This is a genomic window from Streptomyces calidiresistens (assembly GCF_014141525.1).
Taxonomy (GTDB): Bacteria; Actinomycetota; Actinomycetes; order Streptomycetales; family Streptomycetaceae; genus Streptomyces; species Streptomyces calidiresistens.
Window position 1 is genome coordinate 1 of record NZ_VKHS01001452.1, and the last position, 652, is coordinate 652.

Genomic DNA, 652 nt, shown 5'->3' on the forward strand with positions numbered 1-652 from the left:
GGTGGGGGCGACTGGGAATTCCTGCGGGGACGCCGCGGGGTCCGGGCGGTGGAGCACGGTCCCGCCGGCGCCGCCGCCCTGGTGGAGTGGGCGCTGTCGGAGACCGATCGCCGATTGCGGGACCGCGAACGGGAGCGCGATCGCGGGGCGGGGGATCGCCCGTCGCTGTGGGTGGTGCTGGACCGCCCCTCGGTGCCCCTGGCCGGGGGCGCGGCGGACCCCGGGGTGGCGGCCCTGCTGCGCCGGGGACGGGCCGCCGGCGTCACGGTGGTGATCGGCGAACAGGTCGACCACCTGCCCTCGGACCCGGGATGGGCCGCGGATCTCCGCGCCCGGGTCGTGCTGGGCGGTCCGGGGGCCCGGACCACCGCCGCCGTGCTGGGTCCCTCCCCCTGGCGGCCGGGCGAGGGGCCCGGCGCCGCCCCGCCGGCCGGGTGCGGCTTCGCGCGCACCGACGGCACCGGCGTGCACCGTCTGCGGGTGCCGGTGACGCCCTCGCCGGACGACGTCACGGCTCCCGACCGGTGGCGGCGCGCGGTGCTCGCCCTGGCCCCGGAACGACTGGTGCCGTTGGATCGGGCCACTCCCCCGCCGGGGGCCGAGGGGCCCGAGCCGCTGGGGCCGCCGGTGGTCGCCCCGGTGGCGGGCGGGG

General features: G+C 81.1%; 1 pseudogene. It reads left to right on the forward strand.

Features of this window, described 5'->3' with window-relative positions:
- Positions 1-652, forward strand: a pseudogene (locus FOE67_RS27780) (hypothetical protein); the annotation flags it as partial.